This window comes from Pseudomonas sp. GW821-FHT01E05 (assembly GCF_059422425.1).
On sequence record NZ_JBWKWW010000001.1, the window covers coordinates 527,955 to 541,014 of the forward strand.

The 13,060-nt window shown below is 58.9% G+C and carries 12 protein-coding genes and 1 riboswitch; of the genes, 5 read left to right on the forward strand and 7 right to left on the reverse strand.

Annotation, left to right across the window (positions count from 1 at the left end; translation table 11 throughout):
- Together AC07W5_RS02640 and AC07W5_RS02645 are read right to left on the reverse strand one after the other, a co-directional pair.
- Positions 1-720 (reverse strand): 16S rRNA (uracil(1498)-N(3))-methyltransferase, encoded by a 720-nt coding sequence (locus tag AC07W5_RS02640; RefSeq protein WP_494991172.1) that lies wholly within the window; start codon positions 718-720, stop codon positions 1-3.
- Positions 721-855: 135 nt separating this feature from the next.
- Positions 856-2,262: an adenosylmethionine--8-amino-7-oxononanoate transaminase gene (locus AC07W5_RS02645; protein WP_495013112.1), complete on the reverse strand. Its 1,407-nt coding sequence runs from the start codon at positions 2,260-2,262 to the stop codon at positions 856-858.
- 347 nt (positions 2,263-2,609) lie between these two features.
- Here AC07W5_RS02645 and AC07W5_RS02650 point away from each other — a divergent pair, with 347 nt between their 5' ends.
- Positions 2,610-3,161, forward strand: coding sequence for a cytochrome b (locus AC07W5_RS02650; RefSeq protein ID WP_495013113.1), 552 nt, complete (start codon positions 2,610-2,612; stop codon positions 3,159-3,161).
- 32 nt (positions 3,162-3,193) lie between these two features.
- Positions 3,194-3,775 carry a YceI family protein gene (locus tag AC07W5_RS02655; protein WP_495022735.1) on the forward strand — a complete coding sequence of 194 codons (582 nt, stop codon included), beginning with the start codon at positions 3,194-3,196 and terminating at the stop codon, positions 3,773-3,775.
- A 158-nt stretch (positions 3,776-3,933) separates the two neighbouring features.
- On the opposite strand, the gene rhlE2 is transcribed toward AC07W5_RS02655, so the two are convergent.
- The 4 genes from rhlE2 to ahcY form a co-directional block, all read right to left on the reverse strand.
- A complete protein-coding gene (rhlE2, locus tag AC07W5_RS02660; protein ID WP_495022736.1) occupies positions 3,934-5,802 on the reverse strand; it encodes an RNA helicase RhlE2 in 1,869 nt (622 codons plus the stop codon).
- Between the two features lie 225 nt (positions 5,803-6,027).
- Positions 6,028-6,843: a substrate-binding periplasmic protein gene (locus tag AC07W5_RS02665; RefSeq protein WP_495022737.1), complete on the reverse strand. Its 816-nt coding sequence runs from the start codon at positions 6,841-6,843 to the stop codon at positions 6,028-6,030.
- Between the two features lie 135 nt (positions 6,844-6,978).
- Positions 6,979-7,824, reverse strand: a complete 846-nt coding sequence (gene metF, locus AC07W5_RS02670) for a methylenetetrahydrofolate reductase [NAD(P)H] (protein ID WP_494990672.1) — start codon at positions 7,822-7,824, stop codon at positions 6,979-6,981.
- Between the two features lie 244 nt (positions 7,825-8,068).
- Positions 8,069-9,478 carry an adenosylhomocysteinase gene (gene ahcY, locus AC07W5_RS02675; protein ID WP_494990671.1) on the reverse strand — a complete coding sequence of 470 codons (1,410 nt, stop codon included), beginning with the start codon at positions 9,476-9,478 and terminating at the stop codon, positions 8,069-8,071.
- Between the two features lie 21 nt (positions 9,479-9,499).
- Positions 9,500-9,622, reverse strand: a riboswitch (S-adenosyl-L-homocysteine riboswitch).
- Between the two features lie 198 nt (positions 9,623-9,820).
- Between ahcY and AC07W5_RS02680 the strand changes: the two genes are divergently transcribed.
- Positions 9,821-10,225: an acyl-CoA thioesterase gene (locus AC07W5_RS02680; protein WP_489069042.1), complete on the forward strand. Its 405-nt coding sequence runs from the start codon at positions 9,821-9,823 to the stop codon at positions 10,223-10,225.
- Positions 10,226-10,330: 105 nt separating this feature from the next.
- On the opposite strand, the gene AC07W5_RS02685 is transcribed toward AC07W5_RS02680, so the two are convergent.
- Positions 10,331-11,500 carry an MFS transporter gene (locus tag AC07W5_RS02685; protein ID WP_495022738.1) on the reverse strand — a complete coding sequence of 390 codons (1,170 nt, stop codon included), beginning with the start codon at positions 11,498-11,500 and terminating at the stop codon, positions 10,331-10,333.
- Between the two features lie 197 nt (positions 11,501-11,697).
- Between AC07W5_RS02685 and AC07W5_RS02690 the strand changes: the two genes are divergently transcribed.
- The gene (locus tag AC07W5_RS02690; protein ID WP_495022739.1) at positions 11,698-12,531 is read left to right on the forward strand and encodes an EamA family transporter; all 834 of its coding nucleotides are present in this window, start codon (positions 11,698-11,700) and stop codon (positions 12,529-12,531) included.
- A 36-nt stretch (positions 12,532-12,567) separates the two neighbouring features.
- On the forward strand, positions 12,568-12,954 hold the full coding sequence (locus tag AC07W5_RS02695; RefSeq protein ID WP_494990668.1) for an MAPEG family protein: 387 nt from the start codon (positions 12,568-12,570) through the stop codon (positions 12,952-12,954).
- Positions 12,955-13,060: the final 106 nt, after the last annotated feature.

Sequence of the window (13,060 nt, forward strand, 5' to 3'; positions counted from 1 at the left end):
TTAGAAATCGCCCCACAACTGCTGTGCAACCGCCAACGCCACCACCGGCGCCGTCTCGGTCCGCAACACTCTCGGGCCAAGACGGGCGGAATGGAAACCCGCGTCTTGAGCCTGATCGACTTCAGGGTCGGACAGCCCACCCTCCGGACCGATCAGGAAGGCCAGCGTCTGCGGTTTGGCATGGCTGACCAGCGGCTCGGCCACCGGGTGCAGCACCAGCTTCAACTCGGCTTCGGTCTGTTTCAACCAATCGGCCAGCAGCAGCGGCGGATGAATCACCGGTACGCGCGAACGCCCGCATTGTTCGCAAGCGCTGATGGCGACCTGGCGCCAGTGCATCAGGCGCTTGTCGGCACGTTCGTCCTTGAGGCGAACTTCGCAGCGGTCGCTGAAGATCGGAGTGATTTCAGTGACACCCAGCTCAGTGGCTTTCTGAATGGCCCAATCCATCCGCTCACCACGGGACAGACCCTGGCCCAGATGAATCTGTAGCGGCGATTCGATCTGCCCGGCGAAATGTTCATCCAGCTGGACCAGCACGCGCTTCTTGCCGACTTCCAGCAGCTTGCCGCGAAACTCAAATCCTGAGCCGTCGAATACTTGCAGCGCATCGCCTTCGGCCATGCGCAGCACGCGGCTGATGTAGTGCGCCTGGGCCTCTGGCAGTTCGTGTTCGCCCAGGTTCAGAGGGGCGTCGATAAAGAAGCGGGACAGTCTCATCATGGATCTCTGTAATTTGATCGTTCCCACGCTCCGCGTGGGAATGCCACCATGGACGCTCCGCGTCCGCCTTGGATGTGACGCAGAGCGTCACGGGATCATTCCTTTGCTGTGCGTGGGAATGATCAGTGGGTATCAGCCCGGATCACGAAAATCCGGATGAAAATTCGCTGGCACCGCCACGCTGATATCGCTGCGAGTAGCGATATCAATCCCTTCACTGGCCACTTCGGCAAGGAAGTCGATCTGCTGCGGGGTGATCACATACGGCGGCAGGAAATACACCACGTTGCCCAGCGGCCGCAGCAACGCACCGCGCTCCAGCGCATGCTGGAACACCTTCAGCCCGCGACGTTCCTGCCATGGATAGGCTGTCTTGCCGGCCTTGTCCTGAACCATCTCGATGGCCAGCACCATGCCGGTCTGACGCACTTCCGAAACGTGCGGATGATCGACCAGATGCGCGGTCGAGCTGGCCATGCGCTGGGCGAGGGCCTTGTTGTTCTCGATCACGTTGTCTTGTTCGAAGATATCCAGGGTAGCCAGCGCCGCTGCACACGCCAGCGGATTGCCGGTGTAGCTGTGGGAGTGCAGGAAGGCGCGCAGGGTTGGATAGTCGTCGTAGAAAGCGCTATAGACCTCGTCGGTGGTCACACACGCAGCCAGTGGCAGATAGCCGCCGGTCAGCGCTTTGGACAGGCAGAGGAAGTCCGGACGGATGCCGGCCTGCTCGCAGGCGAACATCGTTCCGGTACGGCCAAAGCCGACAGCGATTTCGTCATGGATCAGGTGCACGCCGTAGCGGTCGCAGGCTTCGCGCAGCAGCTTGAGGTACACCGGGTGATACATGCGCATACCGCCAGCGCCCTGGATCAGTGGCTCGACGATCACCGCAGCGACGCTGTCATGGTTTTCGGCCAGGGTCTGTTCCATGGCGGCGAACATGTTGCGCGAGTGCTCTTCCCAGCCCATGCCCTCCGGGCGCAGGTAACAGTCCGGGCTCGGCACCTTGATCGTGTCGAGCAGCAGCGCCTTGTAGGTCTCGGTGAACAATGGCACATCACCGACCGACATCGCGGCGATGGTTTCGCCGTGGTAACTGTTGGTCAGGGTGACGAAGCGCTTCTTGTTCGGCTGGCCGCGGTTGAGCCAGTAATGAAAGCTCATTTTCAGTGCAACTTCGATACAGGATGAGCCGTTATCGGCGTAGAAGCACCGGGTCAGGCCTTCGGGCGTCATCTGTACCAGGCGTTCGGACAGCTCGATCACGGGCTGATGGCTGAAACCGGCCAGGATTACGTGCTCAAGCTGATCGACCTGATCTTTGATGCGCTGATTGATCCGCGGGTTGGCGTGGCCGAACACATTGACCCACCAGGAGCTGACCGCATCGAGGTAGCGTTTGCCTTCGAAGTCTTCCAGCCAGACACCTTCACCACGCTTGATTGGAATCAGCGGCAGTTGTTGGTGATCTTTCATCTGGGTGCAGGGATGCCACAAAACTGCGAGATCACGTTGCATCCACTGATTATTCAGGCCCATTTTCACTCTCCTCGAGGCGGCTCGCGACGTGCGCAGGCAAACAATCGCGCAAGCCTATGCAATGCAAGTCCCTTGGACAACCTATTGTGTTATTTGAGCTATCTTGAACGGGGCGATAGAGGCGATGCCTGACGTATTCTTTGCGGTTCTTTGAGTCGTTGGACTCATAAATCCGGTACCTCCCTTGGGGGCACTGAATTGCGCCCCCCTATTTGCCGTTAATCTTTCCTTAACCAACTCAACTCAGACTCTTGATCGTATTTCTCGATATTTCAAAGCAAATTTTTGCGCTTTAATTCGATAGATAAGTGGTTAGTCTTGGTCGCAGTTCTTACAGGATTCAGGTAATGCAGCTACGTAACTCTTCCACTCGCTACGGCTGGGTCAGCATTTTTCTGCACTGGGGCGTAGCGCTCGCGGTTTTCGGTCTATTTGCCTTGGGCTTGTGGATGGTTGGTCTCGACTACTACAGCACCTGGCGAAAAGAAGCACCGGACCTTCATAAAAGCATTGGCCTGACGCTGTTCGCGATCATGTTGCTGCGGGTGTTGTGGCGCTTTATCAGCCCGCCGCCACCCGTGCCGGCCAGTCACGGGCGTTTGACTCGCCTTGGCGCCAAGCTCGGTCACGCCTTTCTTTATCTGAGCCTGTTCGCGGTGATGATCGCCGGTTACCTGATTTCCACCGCCGACGGTGTCGGGATTCCGGTGTTTGATCTGTTCGATGTTCCTGCGCTGATTTCCGGTCTTCCCGACCAGGCTGATGTGGCGGGTGCTGTGCATTTGTATCTGGCCTGGATACTGGTGATCTTCTCCGGTGTGCATGCCCTGGCCGCTTTGAAACACCACTTTATAGACCGTGATGCGACCCTGACTCGAATGCTGGGGCGCAAAGCCTGACGTTCAATCTCAACTCAAAAGGAATAGAAAGCATGTTGAAAAAGACTCTCGCCGTTCTGGCAATCAGTACTGCATTGTTGTCTGCCGGTGGGGCGATGGCCGCGGACTACAAGATCGACAAGGAAGGCAATCACGCCTTCGTCAACTTCAAGATCAGCCACCTGGGCTTCAGCTACATCTACGGTAGCTTCAAGGACTGGGATGGGAGCTTCAGTTTTGATGAAAAAAATCCTGAAGCCAGCAAAATCAACGTCGTGCTGAAAACCGCCAGCGTCGATACCAACCACGCCGAACGTGACAAGCATATCCGCACACCGGATTTCCTCGATGCAGCGAAATTCCCGGAAGCGAAATTCGTCTCGACTTCGGTTAAATCGACCGGCGCTGACACTGCTGATGTGACTGGCGACCTGACCCTGCACGGCGTGACCAAACCAGTGGTTATTGCTGCTCGCTTCCTGGGTGAAGGCAAGGATCCATGGGGTGGCTACCGCGCAGGCTTTGAAGGCACTACCACCATCAAGCTGAAAGACTTCGCCATTCAGAAAGACCTGGGTCCAAAGACCCAAGAGCTGGCACTGATCATCTCGTTCGAAGGTGTTCAAGCGAAGTAATGCTGAGACCGTAGGAGCGTAGCTTGCTCGCGATAACTATATCGGGAGCAGCAGAGATACCGAGCTGCCCCCATCGCGGGCAAGCCTCGCTCCTGCAAAGACACAAACAAAAACGCCCCCGATCGTGAGATCGGGGGCGTTTTTGTTTGCGGGAGAAATCAGCGATTGCGGGTCAGCAATGCTGGTTTCTCGCCACGTGGACGGCTTGGCAGTTGATCGAGTTGCTCAGGTGTCGGGAAGCGATCGCTTTTCGACTCCTTGTGCATGATCTTCGGCTGGTTTGCGCGCGGGTTTTGAACGGCTGGTTCCTGGCGCGACTGCTGATCGTCACGTGCCGGGCGACGGTTACGCGGCTCTTCGCGACGGGCCTGACCGTCACGTGGAGCACCGCTACGCGGGCCGTTGCGCTTGGCTGGCGGGGTACCAGTGCTGGCGCCGCTGCCATTGCGCGGAGCGCTTGGGCGACCTTGGCCACCGCTGCGAGACGGTGCGCCGGCACCTGAGCCTGAGCCTGCGCCTTGCGCTGGAGCGCCTGGACGGCGGCCACGGCCCTGAGGAGCTTTCTGTTGCGGGACGTAATCGACGCGGTTACCGAAGTTATCGACATCGTCGTCCAGGAACTCGTCCGGTGCACGATCAGCGGCTGCGCGTGGAGCTGGCTGACGCTGTTCACGGGCCGGAGTGCCTTCGCGTGGCTTATGTTCGCGAGCAGGGCGTTCGGAACGGGTCTCTTTGCCACCCTTGTCCTTGCCTTTGTCTTTGCGGCCACCGCCGCCACCGCTGCCATTCGGGCCGTCACCACGTGGACCGCGCGGAGTATTGCGCGGGTTACGCACATCCGGACGTTCACGGACTTCAGGTTTCTCGGCTTCTACGGCGCTGGAGTCAAAACCCATCAGGTCGCCATCGGCGATTTTCTGCTTGGTCATGCGCTCGATGCTTTTCAGCAGTTTTTCTTCATCCGGAGCCACCAGCGAGATCGCCTCGCCCGAACGACCGGCGCGGCCAGTACGGCCAATCCGGTGTACGTAGTCTTCGTCGACGTTCGGCAGCTCGAAGTTGACCACGTGTGGCAACTGGTCGATATCCAGGCCGCGAGCGGCGATATCGGTGGCCACCAGGATGCGCACTTCGCCGGCCTTGAAATCAGCCAGGGCTTTGGTGCGGGCGTTCTGGCTCTTGTTACCGTGGATGGCGACGGCGCTCAGGCCGTGTTTGTCCAGGTACTCGGCCAGGCGGTTGGCGCCGTGCTTGGTACGGGTGAAGACCAGAACCTGTTCCCAGGCACCGGCAGTAATCAGGTGCGCCAGCAGCGAGCGCTTGTGGCTGGCGGCCAGGCGGAACACCCGTTGCTCGATGCGCTCGACCGTGGTGTTCGGTGGCGTGACTTCGATGCGCTCGGGGTTGTGCAGCAGTTTGCCAGCGAGATCGGTGATGTCTTTGGAGAAGGTCGCCGAGAACAGCAGGTTCTGGCGTTTGACCGGCAGGCGGGCAAGGACCTTTTTCACGTCATGGACGAAGCCCATGTCGAGCATCCGGTCGGCCTCGTCCAGCACGAGGATTTCCACGTGGGACAGGTCGACGCTGCCTTGGCCGGCGAGGTCGAGCAGGCGGCCCGGGCAGGCCACCAGCACGTCAACGCCACGGGACATGGCCTGGACTTGTGGGTTCATGCCGACGCCGCCGAAGATGCAGGCGCTGACGAACTTCAGGTCGCGGGCATAGACCTTGAAGCTTTCATGCACTTGAGCGGCGAGTTCGCGAGTCGGGGTCAGGACCAGTACGCGCGGTTGGCGCGGGCCGTGACGCTGGGATTTGTCCGGGTGACCGTTGGGGAACAACCGCTCCAGAATCGGAAGGGCGAAGCCGCCGGTTTTACCAGTACCTGTCTGTGCCGCGACCATCAAATCGCGACCTTGCAACACGGCGGGAATAGCCCGCTGTTGCACCGGAGTAGGCTCGGTATAGCCCGCTGCCTCGATGGCGCGGACTAAAGCCTCGGAGAGACCGAGGGAAGCAAAGGACATGAGTAATCCTGTTTTAGTTAGGGCTTGGCCCAAAGGGATAGTCTTGCCTGGCGTGAATCGCGTTTAAGAGGACGCAATCCCGTCCGGTCCTGCTTCGGTCTTGAAAGCTTGTCTGAAAGCGCTCGCGCGGGCCTGGGGCTGCGCTGTAGCGGTGTCGAGATGCCTTGTACAAGGTCGAGCGTCCGGGCGTGAGCCTGGCGGGAAGGCCGGAGTATAACAGAGCAATCAGTGTGCGCTGCTTTCCTGCTGCTCAACGGTTTTTCCTGCGCTGTCTGGAGGTGTCGCTTGCTGGGTCGTTATGGCTTTGTGACCGGCGTACCGGGCGCTAAGCGCGGCGTAGGCCGGTTCACGCTTGAAGCGCTTGAGCTCTGCACCGAAGCGCTGTACCAGCAAATCCATGCCTGCATTGCGCCGCAGCGCCAGAAACTGGCTATTACTGCTGATCATCGTGGGGTCTTCACTGATCTGGTCGCGTAAATGCAATTCATCGAGCAAGTACTGGCCAACCCGGCGATCAGTGATCAGCAAGTCGATGCGGCCGCGCACCAGTTTGCCGAAGTTGGCTTCATGGCTGGGCGCTGGTTCGCGCTTGAACAGAGTCGACTCGCTGAAATCCTGGCTGTACAAGTAGCCTGGCGACGTCCCGACAGTCAGGCCGCGCAGGTCGTCCAGGGTGCGAATGGGGTGAGGTCGGTCATTGGCGTAGAACAGTACGAACTCCACTTGCGACAGCGGCTCGCCGGGATAAAGCAGTGTGTTGTCACGTTCGTCGCTGTGAAAAATATCCAGTGCGCCGTCGGCCTGACCTTGTTCCAGCATGGCCAGGCAACGCTTCCAGGGCAGGAACTGCCACTCCACATCGATTCCCAGGCGCTGGAAGACGATGGCCGTGGTTTCGTAATCCAGGCCACGAAACTCGCCGTTTTCCTCGTACACATAGGGAGCCCAGGGCTCGGTGACAATGCGCAGCTTCTCGCCTCGAGCGGTAAAGCTCAGGCAAGTAAAAAGAAAGAGGGTCAGTAGCTGGGCAATGACGGGCATTGCTGGAGATTACGACGAGACTTCAGCAATAGCCAGAACCGGTGTTGGAAGCTCTAGCTCAAGGGTGTCGAAGGGCCTGAAAATCAAAAGACCGCTGCCAGAGGCTGCGATCTCTTGATCTTGCTTGCGGCTGTTTTAACGTGGCAGTTTCAGGTTATTCCAGACAGCCAGGCTAGGTTCGGCCTGATTCAGGGTATAGAAGTGCAACCCTGGTGCGCCGCCTTGCAGCAAGCGTTCGCACATCTGGGTGATGACCTGCTCACCGAAAGCTTGAATGCTCTGGGTGTCGTCACCGTAGGCTTCCAGCTGCTTGCGGATCCAGCGTGGGATTTCCGCACCGCAGGCGTCGGAGAACCGTGCCAGCTTGCTGTAGTTGGTGATCGGCATGATGCCCGGCACGATCGGGATGTTCACGCCCATCTGACGCACGCGCTCGACGAAGTAGAAGTAGCTGTCGGCGTTGAAGAAGTACTGGGTGATCGCACTGTTGGCGCCAGCGTTGGCTTTGCGCACGAAATTGGTTAGATCATCTTCGAAATTGCGCGCTTGCGGGTGCATTTCCGGGTAAGCGGCGACTTCGATGTGGAAGTGGTTGCCGGTTTCTTCACGAATGAAGCTCACCAGATCATTGGCGTAGCGCAGTTCGCCACTGGCCACGCCCATACCCGAGGGCAGGTCACCGCGCAGGGCGACAATGCGGGTGATGCCCGCATTCTTGTACTGGCTCAGCAGGTTGCGCAGGTCATTCTTGCTATCGCCGACGCAGGACAAGTGCGGTGCGGCAGAGACTTTGACTTCGCTTTCGAGCTGCAGCACGGTGTTGAGCGTGCGATCACGGGTGGAACCACCAGCACCATAGGTGCAGGAGAAGAAGTCGGGGTTGTAACTGGCCAGCTGACGGGCAGTGGCGAGGAGCTTTTCATGCCCAGCATCGGTCTTGGTCGGGAAGAACTCGAAGCTGTAGCGACGGTCTTGGGACATGGGAATACCCTTGGAAACTCTGTAGGAGCGGCCGGTCGACGCTCGATTGCTCGCGATAGCGCTTTAGCTGCCTCTACATGCATAAGGAGCGGCCGCTTACTGTAGGGGCCGAGCTTGCTCGCGATAGCATCACCGTGGTGTTACTGAAACACCACGGTGCCTGCACGCGAGCAAGCTCGGCTCCTACAGTAAGCGCTGCTCCTGCATAAGCCCGCTCCCACAGGGGAGCGGACAGCAGTGCCGATCAGTAGCGGTAAGCGTGCGGCTTGAACGGGCCTTCGACGGTAACGCCGATGTACTCAGCCTGTTGCTTGGTCAGTTGAGTGACCACGCCACCGAAACCGCGGACCATTTCCAGGGCCACTTCTTCGTCGAGTTTCTTCGGCAGTACTTCAACGGTCAGGCGCTCGGCTTTCTGGGCTGGCGACAGGTCGGCGTACTTCTGACCGAACAGGAAGATCTGCGCCAAAACCTGGTTGGCGAACGAACCGTCCATGATGCGGCTTGGGTGGCCAGTGGCGTTACCCAGGTTAACCAGACGGCCTTCGGCCAGCAGGATCAGGTAGTCGTCGTTCTGTGCGTCGAAATCGCCAGGGCCGGTACGGTGAACCTTGTGAACCTGTGGCTTCACTTCTTCCCATGCCCAGTTCTTGCGCATGAAAGCAGTGTCGATTTCGTTGTCGAAGTGACCGATGTTGCAGACAACGGCACGCTTCTTCAGGGCTTTGAGCATGTTCGAGTCGCAAACATTGACGTTACCGGTGGTGGTCACGATCAGGTCGATCTTGCCCAGCAGCGCTTTGTCGATGCTTGCTTCGGTACCGGTGTTGATACCGTCGATGAACGGCGAAACCAGTTCGAAACCGTCCATGCAGGCTTGCATGGCGCAGATCGGGTCGACTTCGGAAACTTTGACGATCATGCCTTCCTGACGCAGGGACTGCGCAGAGCCCTTGCCCACGTCACCGTAGCCGATGACCAGCGCTTGCTTGCCGGACAGCAGGTGGTCGGTGCCGCGCTTGATCGCGTCGTTCAGGCTGTGACGGCAGCCGTACTTGTTGTCGTTCTTGCTCTTGGTCACCGAGTCGTTGACGTTGATGGCCGGGATTTTCAGCTCGCCCTTGGCCAGCATGTCCAGCAGGCGGTGAACGCCGGTGGTGGTTTCTTCGGTGACGCCGTGAACGCGCTCCAGAACGGCAGGGTACTTCTTGTGCAGCAGCTCGGTCAGGTCGCCGCCGTCGTCGAGGATCATGTTGGCGTCCCATGGCTGGCCATCTTTCAGGATGGTCTGCTCCAGGCACCACTCGTACTCTTCTTCAGTCTCGCCTTTCCAGGCGAAAACCGGGATGCCGGCAGCAGCGATAGCGGCAGCGGCCTGGTCTTGAGTCGAGAAAATGTTGCAGGATGACCAGCGTACTTCGGCACCCAGGGCAACCAGGGTTTCGATCAGCACGGCAGTCTGAATGGTCATGTGGATGCAGCCGAGGATTTTTGCGCCTTTGAGCGGCTGCTCACCAACGTACTTGCGACGCAGACCCATCAGGGCCGGCATTTCCGATTCGGCGATGATGGTTTCGCGACGGCCCCAGGCGGCCAGGGACATGTCGGCGACTTTGTAGTCGTTAAAATCTGCAGGCGTAATTACAGCGCTCATCAAGAGCCTCCATTCGTAGTGTGCGAATGGGCGCCGTTGTGCGTTTAGTGTCTGTGCAGAAAGCCCTTGAAAGGAGAGCTCTGTACAAACAACGCCCCATCCGAGCCTGACAGGTCAATACCTGCTGCAGCGCCCCTCGGACAGGTGGCGGGAAAACGGTATCAAGTGAAGATGACCGTTTTGAAACGGAGGCGATTATAGCCGTGTCGGCGATTGATCCCAAGGCTTTCTGTCGGCCGATGTTCCAACGGTAATCGAGTCCATAGTCATTGCTTGATAGAGGTCGGTGCTGCGGTCTGCCATGATGGCCAGCATCAATCGGCAAGACGGTCAGGAGTGAGCATGAATTTCCACACCCGCAAATGGGTAAAACCCGAAGACCTCAACCCCAACGGTACGCTGTTCGGCGGCAGCCTGTTGCGCTGGATCGACGAAGAAGCGGCGATCTACGCCATCGTCCAGCTGGGCAACCAGCGCGTGGTCACCAAGTACATTTCGGAAATCAACTTCGTCAGCGCCTCGCGTCAGGGCGACATTATCGAGCTGGGCATCACCGCCACCGAGTTCGGTCGCACCTCGATCACCCTGACCTGCGAAGTGCGCAACAAGATCACCCGCAAAAGTATCCTCACGGTCGAGAAAATGGTTTTCGTGAATCTCGGTGAAGATGGCTTGCCGGCACCCCATGGCCAGACCGAGATCAAGTATGTGAAGGATCAGTTCAAGGAAGACGCGCCTGTCGAGTAACGTGAGGCTTCTGTAGGAGCGGCCGGTCGACGCTCGATTGCTCGCGATAGCGCGATTCGTCGCGCCAGAGATACCGTGTCGTATTCATCGCGGGCAGCCTCGCTCCTACGCGCAAACTTTCACCGCCGCTACGCCGCGACGTTGCAGGTAGATGAAGAGCAGTGCGGTGAGTACCGTCAGGCCGCCGACCAGTGCACCGGTCCAGGGCAGGTCGGCGAGGCCGGTGCCGCTGGCGACCACCAGTCCGCCGATCCAGGCGCCGGCGGCATTGCCGAGGTTGAAGGCACTTTGGTTCAGGGTCGAACCAAGATTTGGCGCTTCATGGGCCTGGTCGATGATCAGCAGTTGCAGGATCGGGCACAAGGCGAAAGCGAACACGCCCCACAGCAACAAGGTGATGGCGGCCGGGATCACCGAGTGGCTGGTCTGACTGAACGCAGCCAGGACCAACACCACGGCCAACGCCATGCCCACCAATGACGGCAGCAAGCGGCTGTCTGCCAGGCGACCACCGAGTATGCTGCCGGCGGTCAGGCCGACGCCGAACAACAGCAACATGATGGTGATGCCGTGGGGGCTTACACCGGTGATGTCCTGCAGGATCGGCGCAATGTAGGTGAAGACGCTGAACAGGCTGGTGGACGCCAGCACGCTCATGCCCAGTGCCAGCAGCACATTGGCTTTGCCCAGCACTTTGAACTCGCTGGCCAGATTGGCTTTGTCCATGGCGATTTCCTTTGGCAGCCAGACCCATTGGGCAATGGCCGCAATCACGCCGATCACCGAGACTGCCCAGAAGGTCGAGCGCCAACCGGCATATTGTCCCAGGGCCGTCCCTAATGGCACGCCGAGCACATTAGCCAGAGTCAGGCCGGTGAACATCATGGCAATCGCCTGAGCCCGTTTGTTCGGTGCCACCAATCCGGCGGCGACCACCGAGCCGATGCCGAAGAACGCGCCGTGGCAAAGGGCGGTGATCACCCGGGCAGCCATCAAGGTCGTGTAGTTCGGCGCCAGGGCGCAGAGGATGTTGCCGAGGATGAACATCAAGGTCATTCCCAGCAGCGTGGCTTTGCGCGGCATGTTGGCGGTGCCGATTGCCAGGATCGGTGCACCGAACACCACGCCCAGGGCGTAGCCGCTGATCAGCAGGCCAGCGTCGGGAATGCTGACGCCAAGGTCTCTGGCGACATCGGGCAGCAAACCCATGATGACGAATTCAGTAGTGCCGATGCCGAAAGCGGCAACAGCCAGTGCAAGCAAGGCGAGTGGCATGCGCAGGGTCTCTGTCTGTAGTCTTGACGCTCTGATCAGGCATACGCATGCAGGCTACCTTCTCCATTGGATTGGGCAGCTGCAAAAAATTATTGGAATAGGTATGTGCGCAACTGAGTGCGGCGTGGTCGGCCTCAGTATAAACAGCTGCCAACATATGGCGAATCAATTCTCTTGATCCAGACAAGGAGGGTGCCGTGCTTGCGACGGCTCTGGTGTTAGTGGCGGCACTGTTGCACGCGGCCTGGAATACCCTGATCAAGTTCAGTGGTGAGCGGTTGTTGGTGGTGGCCTGTATGGACAGCGTAGCGATGCTCTTGGTGGCGCCAATGCTACCTTTCGTGTCGCTTCCACCAGTCGAAATCTGGCCGTGGATCCTGGCTTCCGCGGCGTTCGAGTTGCTCTATCGCTACCTGCTGATTCAGGCCTACCGGGTTGGTGATCTGGGACTTGTCTACCCGTTGATGCGTGGGTTGTCGCCACTGGTGGTGTTGGCCTTGACGCTGATTTTCGCTGGCGAAGTGCTGACGACCCAGCAAACCCTCGGGATTTTACTGATCCCCTTCGGCATGCTCTGTCTGCTTTGGCAGGGCGGAGGCGGCGAACGTTTGCCGTGGTCGATGCTGCCGGTGGTCGCGTTGATCGGTCTGTGTATCGGTTGCTACACCTTCATCGACGGCCAGGCCTTGCGGCGCTGGTCCCGCCCGTTGGATTACCTGGTGTGGGTGACGTTGCTCAGTGCCTGGCCGTTTCCTTTGCTGGCGCTGGTGCGTAAGCGTGCAGCCTACATGTCGTTCTGGCGCGAGCAATGGCGATTGGGGTTGAGCGTCGGGTTCTGCGTGTTGTTCAGCTACGCTTTGGTGCTATGGGCCATGCAGTTGGGCTCGATTGCCGAAGCAGCGGCCCTGCGCGAGATCAGTGTGATTCTGGTGGTGCTGTTTGGCATGCGCTACTTGAAAGAACCTTTCGGCCGACCGCGGCTCCTGGCCTGTGGGCTGGTGCTGGTCGGCATGCTCGTGATGAAGTTTTAAACCGCACTTCAAAAGAACGCCAAGAAGGAAACTGCAATGACTGTCGCATTCTGGTGTGTGTTGATCGCTATTTTTCTCCCTTACCTGTGCACCTATATTGCCAAGTTCAGTGGCGGCAAATTTGGGCTGCGGGAGAACCATGATCCGCGGGCCTTTCTCGACAACCTGGAAGGGCTCGCCAGGCGCGCGCACTCCGCGCAATTGAACAGCTTCGAAGTGATCCCGGCGTTTGCCGCAGGGGTGATCATTGCGCATATCGCCGACAACGCTGAGCTGGTGACCATCGATGTGTTGGCGGTGTTGTTCATCACCAGCCGCTTGCTCTACATCATTTGCTATCTGGCGGATTGGGCGATATTGCGTTCGCTGGTGTGGTTTGTGGGTATGGCGCTCATTACCGGTTTCTTTATTGTTTCGGTGTAGAAGGACGACGCAGTTTCGTAGCAGCTGGCGTAGCCTGCGTCCGGCCGCTGCAATCTGCCTGATAAATTGCGGTATGGCATTCTGCGACCGCTTCGCGGCCGGACGC